The sequence below is a fragment of the Planococcus ruber genome, assembly GCF_022819085.1.
Classification (GTDB): Bacteria; Bacillota; Bacilli; order Bacillales_A; family Planococcaceae; genus Planococcus; species Planococcus ruber.
In genome coordinates this window covers 686,917-705,036 of sequence record NZ_JALHAG010000001.1, presented here as the reverse complement: position 1 = coordinate 705,036, position 18,120 = coordinate 686,917, and the positions used below count along the sequence as shown (strand labels likewise).

At 46.4% G+C, this 18,120-nt stretch carries 18 protein-coding genes; 2 read left to right on the top strand and 16 right to left on the bottom strand.

Annotated elements, in window-relative coordinates; translation table 11 throughout:
- Nucleotides 1-10: 10 nt before the first annotated feature.
- Complete coding sequence (phnC, locus tag MTR82_RS03555) at nt 11-781, top strand: phosphonate ABC transporter ATP-binding protein (protein WP_052649828.1); 771 nt, start codon at nt 11-13, stop codon at nt 779-781.
- 59 nt (nt 782-840) lie between these two features.
- Complete coding sequence (locus tag MTR82_RS03550) at nt 841-1,440, top strand: polysaccharide deacetylase family protein (RefSeq protein WP_234398903.1); 600 nt, start codon at nt 841-843, stop codon at nt 1,438-1,440.
- Nucleotides 1,441-1,500: 60 nt separating this feature from the next.
- Here the strand turns inward: MTR82_RS03550 and MTR82_RS03545 are convergent, their stop codons facing one another.
- The 16 genes from MTR82_RS03545 to MTR82_RS03470 all read right to left on the bottom strand — a co-directional run bounded on the left by MTR82_RS03545 (nt 1,501) and on the right by MTR82_RS03470 (nt 18,045).
- A complete protein-coding gene (locus MTR82_RS03545; RefSeq protein ID WP_246807753.1) occupies nt 1,501-2,205 on the bottom strand; it encodes an aspartate/glutamate racemase family protein in 705 nt (234 codons plus the stop codon).
- Nucleotides 2,206-2,305: 100 nt separating this feature from the next.
- Nucleotides 2,306-3,376: a protease-associated domain-containing protein gene (locus MTR82_RS03540; protein WP_246807752.1), complete on the bottom strand. Its 1,071-nt coding sequence runs from the start codon at nt 3,374-3,376 to the stop codon at nt 2,306-2,308.
- A 451-nt stretch (nt 3,377-3,827) separates the two neighbouring features.
- Nucleotides 3,828-4,244 (bottom strand): hypothetical protein, encoded by a 417-nt coding sequence (locus MTR82_RS03535; protein WP_246807751.1) that lies wholly within the window; start codon nt 4,242-4,244, stop codon nt 3,828-3,830.
- A gap of 219 nt (nt 4,245-4,463) precedes the next feature.
- Nucleotides 4,464-5,171 (bottom strand): ABC transporter permease, encoded by a 708-nt coding sequence (locus MTR82_RS03530; RefSeq protein ID WP_246807749.1) that lies wholly within the window; start codon nt 5,169-5,171, stop codon nt 4,464-4,466.
- The gene (locus MTR82_RS03525; protein WP_052649819.1) at nt 5,168-6,016 is read right to left on the bottom strand and encodes an ABC transporter ATP-binding protein; all 849 of its coding nucleotides are present in this window, start codon (nt 6,014-6,016) and stop codon (nt 5,168-5,170) included. Before MTR82_RS03525 ends, MTR82_RS03530 begins: the two co-directional genes overlap by 4 nt.
- 119 nt (nt 6,017-6,135) lie before the next feature.
- Nucleotides 6,136-7,161, bottom strand: a complete 1,026-nt coding sequence (locus MTR82_RS03520) for a LytTR family transcriptional regulator DNA-binding domain-containing protein (protein ID WP_052649817.1) — start codon at nt 7,159-7,161, stop codon at nt 6,136-6,138.
- Nucleotides 7,162-7,300: 139 nt separating this feature from the next.
- On the bottom strand, nt 7,301-9,037 hold the full coding sequence (gene pabB, locus MTR82_RS03515) for an aminodeoxychorismate synthase component I (RefSeq protein ID WP_246807748.1): 1,737 nt from the start codon (nt 9,035-9,037) through the stop codon (nt 7,301-7,303).
- Entirely contained in the window at nt 9,015-9,638 is a 624-nt protein-coding gene (locus MTR82_RS03510) for an anthranilate synthase component II (RefSeq protein ID WP_246807747.1), read from the bottom strand. The genes pabB and MTR82_RS03510 overlap by 23 nt, the downstream gene beginning before the upstream one ends.
- Before the next feature lie 83 nt (nt 9,639-9,721).
- Nucleotides 9,722-10,906, bottom strand: a complete 1,185-nt coding sequence (locus MTR82_RS03505) for a DUF2812 domain-containing protein (RefSeq protein ID WP_246807746.1) — start codon at nt 10,904-10,906, stop codon at nt 9,722-9,724.
- Nucleotides 10,903-11,232 carry a PadR family transcriptional regulator gene (locus MTR82_RS03500; RefSeq protein WP_246807744.1) on the bottom strand — a complete coding sequence of 110 codons (330 nt, stop codon included), beginning with the start codon at nt 11,230-11,232 and terminating at the stop codon, nt 10,903-10,905. Before MTR82_RS03500 ends, MTR82_RS03505 begins: the two co-directional genes overlap by 4 nt.
- 106 nt (nt 11,233-11,338) lie before the next feature.
- Nucleotides 11,339-11,893 carry an MFS transporter gene (locus MTR82_RS03495; protein WP_246807743.1) on the bottom strand — a complete coding sequence of 185 codons (555 nt, stop codon included), beginning with the start codon at nt 11,891-11,893 and terminating at the stop codon, nt 11,339-11,341.
- On the bottom strand, nt 11,890-13,317 hold the full coding sequence (locus MTR82_RS03490) for an FAD-binding oxidoreductase (protein ID WP_246807742.1): 1,428 nt from the start codon (nt 13,315-13,317) through the stop codon (nt 11,890-11,892). The genes MTR82_RS03495 and MTR82_RS03490 overlap by 4 nt, the downstream gene beginning before the upstream one ends.
- 138 nt (nt 13,318-13,455) lie before the next feature.
- Nucleotides 13,456-14,526, bottom strand: coding sequence for a mannonate dehydratase (gene uxuA / locus MTR82_RS03485; protein WP_246807741.1), 1,071 nt, complete (start codon nt 14,524-14,526; stop codon nt 13,456-13,458).
- 18 nt (nt 14,527-14,544) lie between these two features.
- Nucleotides 14,545-15,948 carry a glucuronate isomerase gene (gene uxaC, locus MTR82_RS03480; protein WP_246807740.1) on the bottom strand — a complete coding sequence of 468 codons (1,404 nt, stop codon included), beginning with the start codon at nt 15,946-15,948 and terminating at the stop codon, nt 14,545-14,547.
- Between the two features lie 27 nt (nt 15,949-15,975).
- Nucleotides 15,976-16,734: an SDR family NAD(P)-dependent oxidoreductase gene (locus MTR82_RS03475; RefSeq protein WP_246807739.1), complete on the bottom strand. Its 759-nt coding sequence runs from the start codon at nt 16,732-16,734 to the stop codon at nt 15,976-15,978.
- A 30-nt stretch (nt 16,735-16,764) separates the two neighbouring features.
- The gene (locus tag MTR82_RS03470; RefSeq protein WP_052649800.1) at nt 16,765-18,045 is read right to left on the bottom strand and encodes a TRAP transporter large permease; all 1,281 of its coding nucleotides are present in this window, start codon (nt 18,043-18,045) and stop codon (nt 16,765-16,767) included.
- Nucleotides 18,046-18,120 lie beyond the last annotated feature (75 nt).

The window sequence follows — 18,120 nt, the reverse complement described above, 5'->3', positions numbered from 1 at the left end:
AGGCAGGATCATGATTGAAATAAGGAATTTATCGGTGCTTTATGCCGGGAATACAGAAGAGTCGCTTTCGGACGTGAATCTTTCGCTTCAAAAAGGAGATTTTATCTGTGTTCTCGGAAAAAGCGGCGCGGGAAAATCGACTTTTATCCGCTGCATTAATGGCTTGCAAAAGCCTACCGGAGGAGAAATCCTTCTGGATGGAAAAACCATCACTCATGCCAAAGAAGAAGAACTGCGGAAAATACGCCGGGAAATGGGCATGATTTTTCAGCATTTCAATTTGATTCCCCGTTTGAGCGTGCTGCAAAATGTCATGACGGGGACATTCGGCTACCGCAATTCTTTTAAAAATCTTTTCGGCATGTTTACGGCAGAGGAACTGAAGCAGGCCAACAGCGTCATCGCCGAAGTTGGACTGGCTGAAATGGCCAATCGCCGGATTGAGAATTTAAGCGGCGGCCAAAAACAGCGTGTCGGCATTGCGCGGGCACTTGTCCAGCAGCCGCGTGTTTTGCTCGGCGACGAACCGGTCGCAAGCTTGGACCCTGGCACGTCTGACCGCATCTTTACGCTCTTGAAAGAAATGCACGAACGCCTTGGGCTGCTGACCATTATCAACGTCCATGACATCGAACTGGCGAAGCGCTATGCGACGCGTATTGTGGCATTAAAGGACGGAAAAGTGATTTTTGACGGGCTTCCGAAAGACTTCAAGGAATCCGAGTACCAGGAAACGTACGAATCCCAATCAGCCGATGCATACTTTGGCGCTGAAATCTGACATCAAAAGGAGTTTTTTCGATGATTAAAAGCCCTTGAGCAGTAGATTACACCAGAGTCGTGTACGGCTCTTCCAACCCTGAAATTGTGACCAGCCTAAAGCCTGATCCAGCTGTAAAATCGGTCGCCCTTACGTTTGATGACGGCCCAAGCCGGGTGCTGCCCGAAATTCTGGATATCCTGAAACAGGAGGATGTGCCCGCTTCGTTCTTTTGGCAGACGCGCCTCCTCCACCCGGAACGCCCTTGGAAAAGAGTTTTGGATGAAGGCCATTTAATTGGAACCCATACGGTTAAGCATAAAAACCTGACGGCTCTTTCCTACGAGGAACAGTATCGGGATATCCAAAACAGCACGTTAAAGATCCGCGAAATCACCGGGGCAGAACCTGTTTATTTCCGTCCTCCTTTTGGCCAATTCAATGACGGCACCTTGAAGGCTGCACGGGAATTGAATTTAAAAACCGTCATGTGGCGGGTGGCCTCTATGGACTGGGAGCTTCAAAAGAACCCGGAAGATCTTGTGCCGACCGTTGTCGACAATTTAGAGGACGGCGCAATCATTTTGCTCCATGAACTTCAGCACACCGCTAAGATGCTGCCGGAGTTAATCCGGGCGATACGCGAGCAAGGCTATACGTTCAAATTGCTGGATGCCTAATAGATTTATCCAACCAAAAAGGGCCTGGAACTTTGTCATTTTTCAAAGTTCCAGGCCCTTTTATTTCTCCATTTCCAAAATAGCCGCTACAATCGCGTCCACATGAATCTCCGTCGTGTTCAACTGATGCATATTTGTATCTTCCGGCTTGATGATCATCGGCAATTCGGTGCAGCCGAGAATAATCCCTTCGATTCCATCGCGCTCTTCCATCTTGGCAACAATGTCCAGGAACCGCTCTTTTGTATCCGGCTCAACGATGCCTTTCTCCAATTCCTTAACGATTTTCTCATGGATGTATTGCTGCTCTTCTTCATTCGGCATCTGCAATTGAATGCTGCTCCCTTCAAATGGCTGGACGAAAAAATTATTTTCCATCGTGAACTTCGTTCCAAGCAGCCCGACATTTTTAATATTGAGCTGGCGCGTTTTTTCTGCCGTTTCTTCCACAATGCTGATCAGCGGAATCTTCACTTTCGCTTGTACTTGATCAAACACAATATGCGGCGTATTGGCTGCAAGAACCGCAAAGTCTGCACCCGCTCTTTCTACTTGATGGATGGCAGCCGCTAAGTAATCGGTCAATTCTTCCGTCTTGCCATTTTCCAGCAGCTCGAAAATCTTATACATATTAATGCTGTTAATCAGAAATTCCGGGAGATTTTCCGAATCTCCGGATTTCTCCTGGAATTTCGAAATAATCGCCTGATAATATTCAACAGTTGACTCGGGGCCAGTGCCGCCGATCAATCCTAATGTCTTCATCCAATTCACTCCTTCTCTCGTCTAAGACCCACTCTCTTGGTGTATACCCATTTGCCGGCATAAAAATAGGGGAAGAATATTAAAATTCTCCCCCGTCTTCTTATTTTGCTTCTTTAAATCCTTCTTCGTCGGTTTTCCGCGCAAACGGCAGTTGGTCCGTACAAGCCTCAAGAATAAGGGCAAGATGCTGTTGGCAATCTGCTTTCAAATCGGTTATCCCAGACTTTCGGCTGTTCCGCTCTGCCTGAATCAAAGCCCTTGCGGCTGCAGGGAGACTCCCTTTTCTCAGCTCGAAGCCTTCGTGGTGCCTGTCATCAAGGTGAAGATGCAGCAGGCATTCACTTTGCTGTTCTTCCCACGAAACTTGATAATGCTTGGATAAAAAGAGAAGGCGGATTGATTTATCGAAAAAGAGATTCTGCGAAGATAAGACCCGTGCCATCTCTAAAAGGATGGCATTCGTTTCAGCACTTTCTGCAGAATCGATCGTGCTGCTGGCTTGGATAAAATCCGTGGAAACCGGATTTCTGATTTCAGCTGTCAGCGTCGGAACTTCCCTCCAGCCTGTTTCAACTTCGGTCATCAGCCAACAGCAAGGCTCTCCTGCCGCTTGGGACCAGCTATTCTTCAGCTTGTCCCCTTCGTTTTCATTCATCAATAAAACCGGGATGCTTGAAAAATAATGAGGGGCACTATTGGCATTGTCTTCTGCACCATCTATAGACAGCGCTTTCCGAACCGTTTCGCTTTCAATGAAAATTACCGCTTTGGCTCCTGCTTTTTCAGCCATTCGGACTGCTGCCGGGGAAACTGTCCCTTCTGTCAAAACGATTTCTTTGGAAGCCGCTGTATTTTCATCCAGCCGTTTTACATAGCGAAGCTTTCCATTCAACCCGATTTCTCCAGTAGAAGTGGACATCGCATGCGTTGAACACTGGAATTCTTCACCTTGCAAGGACAAACGGGCATGGATCGGCAAACTGACAAAGCTGTCATGAAAACTCAACTTTGTTTCTACTCCAAGAATCTCCAGCACTTCCTTGGCATATTGGAAGCTCCGAAGCTCCTCTTTCGCGACAGGAAAACCCGTTTCTTTGATAAACTGGCTCTTAAACGATTGCAGTTGGCGTTCAGAAACCGCTTCCAATACTTCCCTTTTCATCCGCTCCATGTCCATTCCCCTTTCCCAAGAAATCGTTGTAAACATAAAATCGTACGCTTTATTGTAAATATTTTGAAATGCTTTTTCTGGATGGAATATTTTTAAGTATAAATGGAATTTTACTAAAATACAATAAAATTTAGAATATTTAGATTATATTTATTAGAGCGGTCATCAAATAGACAGATAGCACTGCCTGCCATCCGCCTTTTGGTTTTATTTATGTGAACGGTTTGATCCATTATGTGCAAATTCACTGCTTCAGCTTTCCCACCCGTTTATTTTCAGCATATACAATTGCCACGCTGGATTTTCTTCATAGCGAAGCAGTGGTTAGCGCAAAGTTTTCAAGTTCTTCTCCTGCGGCATGAACGACAATAATTCCATGGCGATTTTTTCACATGATTACTTGTACTTAACCAGCATTTGCTCATCCTCGATTCATCGATTTTATCTGCCGTCAATTCATGTAGATTTGCCCGTCCAACTGCTGGATAATTTCCAAAGCTGCCGCCAGCCGCTCTGCGAAAAATTCAGGCGGCTCTTTTGATTTCATATAAACGCAGACAATGTTCGGATTGGCCACCAATTGCTGCCGGTAATTTGTCGGCAACGGAATCGGATAGTTTCTTAATCGGTTCAAAAAAGCAGGATATTCTTCCGGCAAAAGATAGATTTCCGCTTTATTGTCAGCGGAGCCGTCTGCATTTAAATGATCAAATGAGATATCAAGATCCAAGGTGCAATAGAAACGGGAATCGTTTGAGCGTATTTCCAATGTCCGCTGCTTCTTAATGATGCATTCCCCACCCATCCATTCGATTTCTGCATCCATCACCATTCCAACTTTTTCGCCTACTTGCTCCAACCGGTCCATGTAGATCATCTCCTAAGGATTTTTTCAAAGCCTTTCTCCAGGGCCACTGCCTGCTGATCGAATAAAAGACACAAAAAAACGCCGTAAAGAATCCAAAAGAATTCTTCGCGGCGTTGTTTACAGCTCTATTGTCTGTTACATCCTGCCTTATTATTAAACTGTTTTATAAAAAAGGGGGTATTCGTTTTATTCCCATTGTTCGTTTTCTGTAAACCCTTTTTAATCGACCATTCGCTTTTTATAAACGACGGCCGTCAAAATGGCGGCTGCTGCTGTCCAGACCAAAATGATGCCAAATTGCGCTGCCGTCTCACTGAAGCCTGCACCGTTTTCCACTTTCGTTGCAATTTCAATCAACTGCACACTCGGCAAATATTCCACCACGCCCAAGACAGGGTACTTCTCTGCCAAAGGCAATAAAAAGGAACCGAACGAGAAAATTCCGAGAACCGGCAGGATGATGACTGAGGCTTCCATCACGGACTTTGCCCATAAGCCAAGCAGTGTGCCTAACGCAATGTAGAAAAACGATGACAAGACAATCGCAAGCGACACAATCAGCAGATTCTCCGGCTGATATTCGGACAATAAGGCGCCCACTGCTATAACCAAGATGGTCAGTACAAACGTCAGCAAGCTTTTGCCGCTGAGGATTTCTGCCGTGCTTGCCGGCGACAGCATCAACCCGCGAAGCGTATTCTGTTCTTTTTCCTCGGCGATCAGGCAGCACTGGACAAAAGTTGCGACCATGGCAAACGTCAAGTTAATGATCATATAATGCGCATCAAGCGTATCGATGCCCATGCGCCCATAAAGTGCCGCTACAAATAATGGCATAAAGAGGACGACCGAAACCGCTAGATTCCGAGAAAAATCTTTAAAATCCTTTTGGAAAATTGCATTTACCCGTTTGATTGATTGGTTCATGCTAATACCCTCCCTGTCGCTTTTACAAAAATATCGCCGAGTGTCGGTTCGTTGGAATGGATGGTGGCGACTTTGCCGTTTTTCATGTATTCATACAAAACCTTCGCATCTTCCGTACCTGTAGACAGCACCACTTTTTCTTCATTTTTCAATTCGACTGTCATCGTGCCGTCCGCATAGCGCTTCTTCAGCTGATCCGGTGTATCCATCAACTGGATTTTCCCTTTGTTCAGGAAAGCCACCCGGTCGCATAAAGTATCCGCTTCTTCCATATCATGCGTAGTCAGGAAAATCGTCGTCCCTTTTTCATTCAGGGCCCGGAGCCCTTTGTAGATATGGCGGGTATTGACCGGGTCAAGCGCTGAAGTCGGTTCGTCCAAAAACAGCAGCTCCGGTGCATGGAGCAGCGTACGAGCCAAAAGCACACGCTGCGTCATCCCTTTCGATAAAGCGGAAACTTTTTTCTTCCGGTCTTCCTGCAGGTTGACCGATTCCAGCACCTCATCGATCTTGCTGAGGGGCATGCCGTACAGTTCACAGTATAATTTCAAGTTTTCGTATACCGTCATTCTTTTATACAAGCCGCTGTTGTCGGTAAGGACACCGAAGCGCTGGCGATATTCCGGCTTCTTCAATTTGGAGATGGATTCTCCAAAGACTGTCGCGCTCCCTGCAGTCGGCTCCAACTGGCCGGTAAGGATTTTGATCGTTGTGGTCTTCCCGGATCCGCTTGGTCCGAGGAAACCGAAGATCTCTCCCCGTTTTACCGCAAAACTCAAATCCTCAATTGCCGGCTGGTTGGCAAAGATTTTGGCCATCGTGTTCACTTCAATGATATTTTCCATTCGTCATTCCTCCTGAATCGGTTTCGGCTTCTGCCTGTTGCTGATTTCAGATTAAAGGGAAAAGACAGATGGCACATCATATTTAGGGTGAAAGGAGTGATTTTCGGGGTGAATGGAGCCTATTTCATGCCCAATATTCCCTTTAACTCGGTCATTTTGCTTTTTGACAAAGGAATCGATGACTTTTTTGCATCTTCTAAAACAAGGCTATAGCTGTTTCGCGTCCAAGTAATCACTTCCCGCACCTTTTGAAGATTCACAATATAGGAACGATGGCAGCGGAAAAACCCATATGGCAATAAACGCTGTTCAAGTTCGCTCAATGTAAAATAGCTGGGGAATGCTTCCCCTTTAACGTATAAAAAGGACTGCCCTTCGGAACTTTCGATGTAATCGATTTCGGGCGGATCAAACAAAACAATCTTTTCATTCACTTTGGTCGGGATCTTTTCAAAACGAATTGGCTGCATGCTCTCTATTGCCGCCGATTCTTCCGCTTCTTCTGCAGCTTCCGGCTCTTCCTCTAAGGTTTGGATTTGATAAAGGCCATTTTCATCAAGCCGATATACGCGATCTGCTGCAGTTACAGCGTTTTCCAGGTTTCCCGATAAGATAAAAACAGACTTCCCCGCTGCCCGAAGTTCATTTAACAGCGAAAGGAAAATCCGCTTTGATTCCATATCCAGGTTTTGGTCCGGCTCTTCCATCACCCAAACGTCAGGGTTCTGGAAATACAGCGCGGCCAATTGAATGCGCCGCTGCTCAGAAGGGGTCAATTTTTCAAGTTTTGTTTTTTTCTTCGGCTCCAGCTGGACTTTCCGAAGGACCTCGTCCACTTTATCCGAGGAACTATGAAGGTTTTTATAAAAGCGCAAGGCTTCTAACACCGTCAGTCTTTTGTATACGCCATCGTTTAAGAATAGAAATCCCATTTTCACGGATTTTCGGCCTAACGCCTGTCCTGCCAACTCAATTTTCCCTTGGGAGAGCGAACTCCTCTCTAAAAGCAATTCCATCAGCTGGGATCGAATGTTCACATTCGAATATATTGCCAAAACTTCCCCTGCAGCTAAGGACAAATTGAATGCAGGAAATACCAATGCATCGTTTTTATGCTTCGCCGCCTCAATAAATGCCAGTGCCATGTGATGACCTCTTCTCTTGCTTGTATTTTCTCAATAATAAAATTATAGCAAAATTTTTCCTGTTGAAGAATCGGCTATTCGATTCACCGCAACAATAAAAAAGCTGCAGAATTTCGCTTCTGCAGCTTTTTTCGATCAATTATTGAATGATTTTCGTTTTAAGCCATCCGCGCACACTATTGATAAACCAGATGGCATCACATTCTGCCAGGTCGTTTTTATGAATCTCTTTTTCTTCGATTTTGCCGGTGTCGAGAAGAAATTGCCGATACGTGCCCACCAACAAACCATTTTCAACCGGCGGCGTATACAGGCGGCCATTCATCTCCACGACAAGATTGCCAATGGCAAACTCCGTCAGCTGTCCTTGTTCATTCCATAAAAGGACGGTAAAGACGCCCTCTACCTCGGATTCGTGCTGTTCATAAATTTCCCGGTGCGTTGTTTTATGAAAAAGGAAAGGGTTTTGGCTATTTACCGGTTCGAGGGCCAATTGACAGAGAACCGGCTCCTTTATCGGCGTGATTTTCTGCGCCTCTACTGCTATTTCCCCCGTCTTGCTTAGCAGCAGCCTTACTTTATAGACACCTTTCGGATGCGCTTTGGCGCATTCTTTCAACTGCTTGCGCAGCTTTCTTTCATTTCCCGGGAAATAAAAATACGCCGCAGAATTCTTCACCCGTTCCATATGGTAGTCGATCAAAGGATATTTTCCATCTTCCAGCCTCAACGATTCGAGCAGTTGAAACTCTGGGCGCCTGGCTGTCAGCACTTCTGCTTTCGCGTACAATTCCTGATATTCGCCTTCCGACGTCGAATCCCAGGTAATTCCGCCTCCGACACCGTAGCGCGCCGTCTCTTTCTCCGCATCGATGACGACCGTGCGGATCGGCACATTGAAGATCGCCTCTTTTTCAGGCGTGATGAATCCGATGGCTCCGCAGTACACATCCCGGGAAGTTTGTTCAAGCGCTGCAATGTATTCCATCGTACTGACTTTTGGCGCCCCGGTGATCGATCCGCAAGGGAACAAAGCGGTAAACCAATCAAAGACGGCCAGGGAATCTTGCAGCTCTGCTTTAACGGTCGAAGTTAACTGGTGCACCGTCGGGTATGTCTCCACTTTATAAAGGTCCGATACGTGGACCGTTCCTTTTTTCGCCAACCGGCTTATATCATTTCGCAGCAAATCAACGATCATTAAATTTTCCGCCTGCTCTTTTTCAGAAGTCAGCAATTCATCCGCTTTTGCCTTATCTTCCGCTAGGGTGCGCCCTCTTTTCGCAGTGCCTTTCATCGGTTTTGCCTCGATGGTCCCGTCTTTTATACGGAAAAACAATTCGGGCGATGCCGACAGGATCCGATGCTTCCCTAAATCCAGATAAGCGGCGTAATCTGCCTGCTGATTGCGGGCCAATTGGCGGTAAAAGGAACGGTCGCTGCCCGTAAAATCGGCATGCAGCCGTTCGGTATAATTGACTTGATACGTATGCCCTTCTTCAATGGCCGTTTTAATCCGGCTGATGCCTTCTTGATAAAGGCTTTTCGAGCTGGCCATTTTCCATTCCGATACGCTGTATTCTTCTTCCTGAAATTCAGCCTGCTGCGCATGGACTTGATCAAAGATCCCAAACCAGGCCAAAGGCATTTCAGCCGACTTATTCACTTTCATTGCCGAGTTGAATGCAGGCGCTGCTTCATAAGACAAATAGCCTGCCGCGTAAAATCCTTTTTGGAGGGCAGTCTCAATCTTCTCCATCATCAAAGGAATTTCTTCCAAACGTTCTGTCTGTAAAATTTCGACCGGATCCGTAAAAACCTTCGGTTCAATCTTTCCTTCGCTGTTGCGAAATTCAAAAAGCAAATATGGATTCATCCGCTGACTCTCCCTGCCGGTCTTTTTTCCAAGCGACTGCCTGTTCATAACAGTTCTTCAGCATCTGAAAGCCTTCCAAGGTTTTCACGGATTCCGGGTGGAACTGTATGCCCGTAATTGGCAGCGAACGGTGGCGTATGCCCATCACGACCCCATCTTCTGTCTTAGCTGTCACTTCCAGGAATTCCGGCAAACTCGCCGCATCTGCCACAAGCGAGTGGTAGCGCGCCACACTTGTCGGCGAAGCAACCCCTGCAAACACTCCTGTTTCGTTATGGTTTATAAGGGAGACCTTTCCGTGCATTGGCTGCTGCCCTTTTACGACTGTCCCTCCAAAATATTCAATGATGGTTTGATGGCCCAGGCAGACGCCAAGAATGGGAACTTCCATGCTTAGCTCAGAGAGGACCTCCCCTGTTGCGCCCGTCTGTTTTGGACGCCCCGGCCCTGGAGAAAGCACAATTAAATCAGGCGCCAGTTTTATTATTTCAGCTGCTGTTATTTGTTCATTTTGAAATACCAAAAGCGCGGCATCAAATTGTTCCAGATAATGGACTAAGTTGTACGTAAAGGAGTCATGGTTATCGATGACAATGATCATGGCTTACCTCTTTCTAAGAATCGTTGATAGCTTCATTATACGGGCAGTTTGAGAAGGAGAGCGAGTTTTAAAGCTTGCCCGTTTTAACGATGGAAAACGGAATAATTTTTTCTCAACCGGATATAATACGCCCACATCCGGTAAATGAAGCTAAGGAATAAGACAAAGGCAATGGCTGGTAGCAGCCCGAACAAAGAAAGCGCGGCGCCTTCGTTGATGAACTCCTGAAATTCCCGATTGGCGTTCACTGCATAGATGAACAGCAGCGGCAAAAACAGCACCGTGTAAAGGCCGGCCATTCGGCGCGCCCGTTTTAAATGGCTGCTTCCCTCCGAATAAATCCGGGGTTTTTCTTCGCCTTCTTTATATTCGCGGCACCAAATCACCCATTTTTCCATTGCCGACCAAGATTCAAAAATTTTCAGCCATCCGGCGTCTTCATAAATCGAGAAATAACTGCTTTCAACCGTGCTCATGTATTCAGCGTGATAGCTCATGCGCCGGGGTTCACCTTTTACAAAATAAAACACGGTCCCAATCGTACCGACGTGATGCAGCTGATAGCCTTGCTGCTCCATCTTTTCGAGCCAGCTTTCCAAGCGGTCAGGAGCATACATCCAGCCAAGCTTGGCCTTTTTCACAAAGCGGCCAGAGGATTCCGGGATTTCCAGAGTTGGCTGGCTGCTCTTCCATTTTGCAGCAGCTATCCCGGATTCTTTTTGCAGCATCGCCTGATTGGATTTTTTAATTTTAACAATCGAGTAGATGGCCAGGCCGATGGCTCCAAGTGTCAGCGCCAGAAACAGATAGGTAATCGCCCATAGCGGACTTGGTTCCACTGCGACAGTTCCGTCTTGCAGCCAGGAGGAAACAAGCGTCGACAAGTTCGCCAGCAGCACACCCAGCAAATAAAAAAGAAGGCCAAAGAAAACGAAGGAAACATTCCGGTTATGGGTGATGACGCCTTGGCGGACTGGCGCTGCTTTGATTTCATTTGCCGGCTTGCTGTTTTGAAGGATCTGCCATTTGCCGCTTGCCGCGGCAATCGTCCAGCCGTTTTCTAAGAAACGGGAAGCAAGGACCGGCCCCTGATTCCGATCAAAGCTGATCCGGTATGAAAGGTTCTGCGGTGCGGCCTGCTCAAAATAGAAAGTCCGTGATGCTCTGTGTAATTTTTTCAGAATGTATCCTTGCTCAGCCATTTCTTGCAGCCAATCCTCTGTTTGTTCAACGTCATAGCTCCAAAACGGTTTTATTATTTTTTTCATAAAAAGTCCCCCTCGTATTTCACGGCATTCCGATGAAGTTCCTTCAGCCTGCCGATTTCTGCAAGGATTAATTGTTTGCCAAGATCCGTCATTTCATAAAGCGTTTTCCGTTCTTCGTCGGCAAATACCGTAATGACACCGTCTTTCTGCATCTTCGTCAATGTACCGTAGACAGTCCCTGAACCCAGATGCAGCCGGGTGCCTGAAATCTCTTCGACATGCTTGACGATGCCGTAGCCATGCCGCGGCTCTGTCAGCGACAACAGGATGTAAAACGCCGTTTCTGTCATCGGGATGTATTTTTTCATCACTTTATCCGCATTCATAAAAATTCCTTCTTTCCAGACTATGTCACACCATGACTATATCACGTCGTGACATATTAGACAATAAAACTTCAAATAAAAAAGCCGACTGCTCTTGGCAATCGGCTTATTCCATCAAACTGGACAGTCCCTTTTCTTTTTTCATGACGATAAATCCGCTCCAGGCAAAAACAGCGGAAGCAATATAAAAAATGCTCGAGATGGTGAAAAAGTCTACCAGATAGCCTGTTCCGATCACAGCCGCTGCCGCAGCAATGGAGGTCCAGATATGGTATTTGCCAATTTCTTTCCCTGCGGTCTCTTTACTGACACGCCTTGCGAGCACCGTTTTCTCGGAATTTCGTTGCACGGCTCCAAAGATGCCCATCATTACTTGAAGAATATAGACATGCCAGATTTCATTGGCCAGCGGGAAAAACAACAGCGTCAGCGCCATCCCCCACGAATAAACGCCAAGCAGCCACTTATCGCCCACTTTGTCTGCCAGTTTACAGATAAACGGATAACAAATCGCAGCCGTCAATGCAAACAGCCCATACGCCCAGCCAAACTGTGAATACGAATTTCCGACGTTGTTGATCATTAAAATATAAAAAGGGAAAATCATGGTCGAAGCCATGCCAATTGCGCCTTGGTAGACGATAAATCGTTGGTAGTTCATTGCTTGTACTCCTCATAGAAAAGGTTCATAAACCGCTCTTCCGGATCGTATTTTCTTTTCAGCTCAAAAAATTCTTTCGTTCTTGGATAAGCTTCCGCCATCTGTTCTTTCGTTGGATAACCATAATAGGGCAAGTAGTAGCTTCCTTCATGATCGAGTGTGACATCAATCATGTTGCGGATGACTCTCCCAGTATCTTCAATGCTTTCGCTGTCGGTTCCCTGATTGATTAATAGAACAAGAGAAAACATATCTTGTTTCGCATAGGACAACACAGCTTTCTCATTTTCCTCGACGTAGCGGATCGTGATGTTCAATAGATTAAACGATTCTTCCTTGGCTAAAGTTTTTCTTAGATCGTCGATATAGGCTTCAAAATTGTCCACCGGGACAAAATATTCTTGCAGCACTTCCGTATTTTTCGGATGGCTGTACTCCATAAATTCGGAATCGGAGCGCATGACATTATTCCGTGAAATCTTTTTCCCGTCCACCGATTTGGCATAGGTTTTCTGTGTTTTCCAGAACGCCTCTTTCCCTTCATCATTCAATCGGGCAAGCCCTAAAAAGAATTTCGGCACGGCAATCAATGTCTCTTCTTTCAGTTTCTCAGGCTCTCGCAAAAGGTCCTGCTCTGCCGCTTCACTGTAGTTCATCACATACATTTCTTCCAGGAACGATTCCGGCGAAATAGAAATGCGCGCTAAGTGCATTTTCACTTGGTCATTTTTAATTATTTCTTTGAAGTACTCGCTGTACTCCTTGTAAGAAAGCTGTTCTGATTCGATTTGATAAAGCGCATCGTCCGTCAGTTTTAATGTTACGTCCAATATGACACCCATCAAACCATAGCCGCCGACTGCCGCTTTGAACATCTCCGCATTTTGGTCTTCACTGATTTCCAGGATATCGCCATTTGCGTCGAGGAGGCGCATGGATTCGATTGTATCAATCAGCCCGTGGTTTCGTATATCAAGGCCATGGGCATTCACGCTGATGGAGCCGCCAACCGTGAAAATATTTTGCGATTGGCTGACTTTCAGGGCTAAACCGTATGGATGGATCCGTTCCTGAATATCCGCCCAGGTAGCCCCGCTTTGGACCGTGATGGTTTTCTTTTCAGCATCAAACGCCAAAATTTCATTATACGGTTTCATATCCAAAAGGATGCCGTCAGGATATTCTGTATGTCCGCCCTGGCTATGCTGCATGCCGGCAATTGAGATCGCGTCGCCGGCAGCGTCCGCATCCCATACAATTTGCTGGATGGCAGAAAGGCTGTCTCCCGCTTTTATGGCCTTCATTTTTACAGGCAACAGCCGGCTGCGGTCTTCTACAACCGGACCAGCCGATTGTTCCGTAAAATAATAGAGCGATGCTGCGAAAAGAAGAACGTATGCAATAAGCATCAAATAGCGTTTCATAAAGTTTTACATCGACTCCTTCATAAATCCTTATCCTTTATTTTACACGAACCGGATTGAATGGATGGCGAATATTGGATATTTCCCCTAAATAAAACCACCAAGGAAAATTCCTTGGTGGTTTCGGCTAAATCGGGTTTAGTTCATTTTTACTTTTTCGCTCAGGCTATCCCAGATTCCCCATAAATACATGATGCCAAGCGCACGGTCGTATAGCCCGTAGCCCGGACGGCACACTTCGTCCCAAATGTGGCGGCCATGGTCAGGCCGTGTATAGCCGGTAAATCCGATTTCATGGAATGCTTTGACAATGCCCACAATGTCTACGGATCCATCGCTCGTTTTATGGGAGGATTCGATAAAATCTCCGTTGCTGAAATGCTTCAAGTTGCGGATGTGCGCAAAAGGAATTCGTTCGCCGAATTCTTTAACGATGCTGATCAAATCGTTTTCCGGATTGGCACCGAGTGAGCCGCTGCAAAACGTCAAGCCGTTTGACGGACTGTCCACCAGATTCAGGAACCGTCTAATATTGTCCTGATTTGTGATGATTCTCGGCAAGCCGAAAATCGGCCAAGGCGGATCATCCGGATGAATGGCCATTTTGATGCCATTCTCTTCGGCTACCGGAATGACCTGCTGCAGGAAATATTGAAGATTGTCCCATAGCTTTTCTTCTGAAACGTTCTGATAGGCTTCAAACAATTCCGCCAATTGCCCAAGGCGTTCCGGTTCCCAACCGGGCAATGAAAATTCATCATTGGAAAGAAAATTTGCCACCAGCTCTTCCGGCTTCATGGCATCGATTTTAGCTTTCTCGTAGAACAAAGCCGTTGAACCGTCTCCGACTTCTCCGAATAAATCCGTGCGGATCCAGTCAAAAACCGGCATGAAGTTATAGCAAATAACCTTTACGCCGACAGAAGCCAAATCTTTAATTGTCGCCTTGTAATTTTCAATATACTGCTCCCGCGAAGGCAGCCCAAGCTTAATATCTTCATGGATATTGACGCTTTCTACTACATCTATATTGAATCCGTAATTGTCAGCTTCAGTTTTCACCGCCTGAATCTTATCCAACGGCCACTTGTCGCCCGGCGCCTGGTCATGCAGTGCCCAGACGATGCCTGTCACACCCGGTATCTGTTTAATATTCGAAAGCGGAATGTGATCGTCGTTTTCTCCAAACCATCTAAATACCATTTGCATGTCTATCACCCAATCATCCTAGGACTCTATTGCTAAATACGCTTCGATATTGCCGTAGCAAATATCTTTTATAATGATCTCCAAAATGTCGAAATCCGCAGGATATTCCCCGTTTTCAACCCATTTCCCAACGATGTTGCAAAGAATTCTTCTGAAATACTCATGTCTTGTGTAGGACAAGAAGCTTCGCGAATCCGTCAGCATGCCCACAAAGCGGGCAAGCAAGCCATGATTCGCCAAAATTTTGATCTGTTCTTCCATGCCGTCGCGCTGGTCATTGAACCACCAAGCCGTACCGAATTGAATTTTGCCCGGAATCTCTTCCTGGAAATTGCCGATCATGGAAGCGACCATATGGTTATCCCGCGGATTGAGATTGTAAATAACCGTCTTCGGCAATACCCCTTCATAATTCAATGCATCCAGCAAATTCGATAAATCTTCCGCATAAGTAAAATCATGAATCGAATCAAAGCCGGTATTCGGCCCGACGGCCTCTAATTTCTTCCGGTTATTGCTTCTAAGCGCCCCGATATGCAATTGCATCGCCCAGCTGTGCTGCGCATACATTTTGCCTAGGGCTTTCATAACGGCTGTTTTATATTTGACGATTTCCTCATTTTCCAAAGGGGAGCCCGCCAAAGCTTTTGCAAAAATGCGTTCCACTTCTGCTTCGCTTGCTTCCAGATAAAAGTTCGAGTCCAATCCATGGTCGGACAGGCGGCAGCCTGCCTCATGAAAATACCGGACCCGTGCTTCCAATCCTTCGACTAAGCCAGCGAAGGTTTTTGCTTCTGAGCCTGTAATCTTTTCCAGGTTGGAAATCCATTCCTTGAATGCAGGGCTTTCGATTGTCAAGGCGCCGTCCGGCCGGAATGTCGGCAACACATGGACATCAAACGATGCGTCTTCTTTGATTTGCTTATGGTAAGCCAAGTCGTCCAAAGGGTCGTCTGTCGTACACAAGCCTTTTACATTCGACCGCTTGATCAATTGCTGCGCGGTAAACGCTTCTGTCTGAAGCAGCGCGTTGCCTTCTTCCCAGATTTCATCAGCCGTCTTCGGGCTGAGCGGTTTGTGAATGCCGAAATATCGCTTCAACTCTAAATGCGTCCAGTGATAAAGCGGGTTTCCCAATGTGAAAGGAACGGTTTCCGCCCATTTCTGGAATTTCTCCCGGTCATCAGCTTCCCCGGTCACCCATTCTTCCGGTACGCCGTTGCTGCGCAAAGCGCGCCATTTGTAATGGTCGCCGTCCAGCCAAATTTCCGCTAAATTCGCGAAGGTTTTATTTTCTGCGATTTCCTTGGCCGTCAAATGGCAATGATAGTCAAAAATCGGCATGTCTTTTGCGAATTCATGATACAAAGTTTTTGCCGTTTCGGTTTCCAATAGAAAATCTTCGTCCATAAATGCTTTCATACAAACCCTCCTCCAGCGGACAACGGATCAGTCTGTCAATAATCCGCCGTTCACTTCGATGATTTCCCCGGTTATATAGCCTGCGATGTCAGAAGCCAGGTAAACGGCTGTGCCGGCGATTTCTTCCGGCGTGCCTTCTCTTCCAAGCGGCACTTGGTTCGCCATCGCCGTTCTCATTTCCACCGTGGAATAGCGGTCGTGGAAAGGCGTCGTGATGATTCCCGGCGCAATCCCGTTTACCCGGATCCGGTCTTTAGCCAGTTCTTTTGCAAGCCCACGAGTGAAAGTGCTGACAGCCCCTTTGGCAGCAGCATAAGCCACTGCGCCTCCGCCGCCTCCATTCCTTGCTGCAATAGAAGTCATATTAATGATATTGCCTTTTTCGCTCTTCTTCATCAGCGGCAAAACCGCTTGCGTCACGTGGAACACGGAAGTGAAATTGATATTGATGATCTTTTCCAGGTCTTCAATCTCCAACTCTTCAATTCGTGCGCGTTTGACCATCGTGCCGGCATTATTGACGAGAATGTCGATCCCGCCGAATTTCGCCTCGATGTCTTTCACCATTTCATCCACTTGCTTGCGGTCTGTCACGTCGCCAATTACGAGATGGGCATTCGCTCCTTTATTCTGAACGTTTTTTAACGTGATCTCGGCTTCCGCCGCGTTGGAATTCCCGTGAACGACGACAGCTGCTCCGCATTCTGCAAACTTCTCAGCAATCGCACGTCCGATTCCCGTGCTGCTGCCGGTCACCCAGACCACTTTTCCTTCAAAAGAAAACATAAAGCTCGACCTCCAGTTGTTCTAATTGCCTCACATTAATAAATCAGGAATGAATGTCACAATTTCCGGTACGAATACCAGGATCAGAACCAATACGACTACGCCTCCAATAAACGGAAGAGCTTCTTTGATGTATTCTTCAATCGGCACTTTCATAATGGAAGTTGTCGTATACATCGTGACCCCGACCGGCGGCGTCATGCCCCCGAATGTAACGATTGTCATCATCAAAATACCAAAGTGGACTGGATCTACCCCTACTTGAGTGACAATCGGCAGGAAAATCGGTGTTAATAGTAAAACCAATACGGTAGATTCAATGAACATCCCTGCGATGACCAGGAACAGCAAGATCAACAGCAGCATCAATGTGCCATTGCTCGTAATGCCGATCAGGAAGTCTGCGGCATTTTGCGGCAGACGGTCATATGTAATCAAGAAACCTAAAATAGATGATGTGGAAATGATCAAAAGAATGGATGCATTATCGGTAACCGACTGCTCAATGGATTCGATAAAGTTCTTCCAGTTCAATTCTTTATAAACGAAGAAGCCGATTACAAGGGCATAGACCACTGCAAAAGCTCCTGCTTCTGAAGCGGTGAATATGCCGAAACGAATTCCCACGACTAAAATGACCGGGAATAATAATGCCCAAATACTGTCTTTGAACGAAACAGCTACTTCTTTGAATGTAGCTCGTTTGATATTTTCATCTTGATCATATCCGCGTTTTTTCGCGACAAGGTATGAAACCAGCATCAATACGATCATCATGAGAATACCGGGAATGATTCCCGCTAAAAAGAGCTTGCCGATAGACACTTGGCCAACGTATCCGTATAGGATCAAACCGATACTCGGCGGGATTGTTGCTGTGATCAATGAGCTGATGGCAATAACGGCAGCCGAATAACCGCCTGAATAGCCTCTTGCTACCATTTGATGGCCCAGAATCCGGCTTTGCATGGCGGCATCCGCGTTGGCCGATCCTGAAACACCGCCCATGATCGTACTAAGGACGATGGAAACGTGCGCCAGGCTTCCGACTAAATGTCCAGTTAACGCATTGGAAAAGCGAATCAGGCGCTTCGTAATTCCAGAAGAATTCATCAAATTTCCGGCTAAAATGAAGAAAGGCACAGCCAGCAACGGAAATGACTGCGTCCCTGCCACCATTCGCTGTGTAGTGATTTCAACCGGCAAATTCGGTTCCAAAATGAAGAAAGACAAACTTGCAATACCGATGGCAAAAGCCACGGGCATATTCAAAAAGAGCAATACGAAAAATATAACAGCGACAAGTAACATGGTTTCCACCTCTTATTCTGAATGACTGTAAAAATTGAACTAAAGAAATCGCTCTATACGCCATGCTTCCATTCC

Bases quoted from the DNA above. Each gene is read 5' to 3' on its own strand.
- MTR82_RS03495 (WP_246807743.1), bottom strand. From the start codon at position 11,893: ATGAACTACCAACGATTTATCGTCTACCAAGGCGCAATTGGCATGGCT.
- MTR82_RS03520 (WP_052649817.1), bottom strand. From the start codon at position 7,161: ATGGCACTGGCATTTATTGAGGCGGCGAAGCATAAAAACGATGCATTG.
- uxaC (WP_246807740.1), bottom strand. From the start codon at position 15,948: ATGAAAGCATTTATGGACGAAGATTTTCTATTGGAAACCGAAACGGCA.
- MTR82_RS03525 (WP_052649819.1), bottom strand. From the start codon at position 6,016: ATGGAAAATATCATTGAAGTGAACACGATGGCCAAAATCTTTGCCAAC.
- MTR82_RS03490 (WP_246807742.1), bottom strand. From the start codon at position 13,317: ATGAAACGCTATTTGATGCTTATTGCATACGTTCTTCTTTTCGCAGCA.
- MTR82_RS03475 (WP_246807739.1), bottom strand. From the start codon at position 16,734: ATGTTTTCTTTTGAAGGAAAAGTGGTCTGGGTGACCGGCAGCAGCACG.
- uxuA (WP_246807741.1), bottom strand. From the start codon at position 14,526: ATGCAAATGGTATTTAGATGGTTTGGAGAAAACGACGATCACATTCCG.
- MTR82_RS03545 (WP_246807753.1), bottom strand. From the start codon at position 2,205: ATGAAGACATTAGGATTGATCGGCGGCACTGGCCCCGAGTCAACTGTT.
- MTR82_RS03535 (WP_246807751.1), bottom strand. From the start codon at position 4,244: ATGGACCGGTTGGAGCAAGTAGGCGAAAAAGTTGGAATGGTGATGGAT.
- phnC (WP_052649828.1), top strand. From the start codon at position 11: ATGATTGAAATAAGGAATTTATCGGTGCTTTATGCCGGGAATACAGAA.
- MTR82_RS03505 (WP_246807746.1), bottom strand. From the start codon at position 10,906: ATGAAAAAAATAATAAAACCGTTTTGGAGCTATGACGTTGAACAAACA.
- pabB (WP_246807748.1), bottom strand. From the start codon at position 9,037: ATGAATCCATATTTGCTTTTTGAATTTCGCAACAGCGAAGGAAAGATT.
- MTR82_RS03510 (WP_246807747.1), bottom strand. From the start codon at position 9,638: ATGATCATTGTCATCGATAACCATGACTCCTTTACGTACAACTTAGTC.
- MTR82_RS03530 (WP_246807749.1), bottom strand. From the start codon at position 5,171: ATGAACCAATCAATCAAACGGGTAAATGCAATTTTCCAAAAGGATTTT.
- MTR82_RS03500 (WP_246807744.1), bottom strand. From the start codon at position 11,232: ATGAATGCGGATAAAGTGATGAAAAAATACATCCCGATGACAGAAACG.
- MTR82_RS03540 (WP_246807752.1), bottom strand. From the start codon at position 3,376: ATGGAGCGGATGAAAAGGGAAGTATTGGAAGCGGTTTCTGAACGCCAA.
- MTR82_RS03470 (WP_052649800.1), bottom strand. From the start codon at position 18,045: ATGTTACTTGTCGCTGTTATATTTTTCGTATTGCTCTTTTTGAATATG.